At 63.1% G+C, this 255-nt stretch carries 1 pseudogene; it reads right to left on the minus strand.

The features are described from left to right. Positions 1-255 (minus strand): annotated as a pseudogene (locus IB238_RS24405) (IS30 family transposase); the annotation flags it as partial.

Genomic DNA, 255 nt, shown 5'->3' on the forward strand with positions numbered 1-255 from the left:
AAAGTCCGAGCGATCGTCAATAAATTCAGGACGTTGACCGATTCTGCAATCGATCGGGATGCGCGAACCGCGTGGCTGGCGGGTTCCGCGCCGTCGCCGTTTGCGCCGAGCCTCGGGAAGGTGGCGGCAGAGCCCCATAGATCGTTTCCGGGCAAATGCGGACGGGACTCACGCCATCGGCAACCAGGCGACCGGCGATCTGCTCCGGCGACCAATGCGCCTTCAGTCGATCGATCACGAACACGCGCAGATCGG

This window comes from Rhizobium sp. ARZ01, assembly GCF_014851675.1.
GTDB lineage: Bacteria > Pseudomonadota > Alphaproteobacteria > Rhizobiales > Rhizobiaceae > Mycoplana.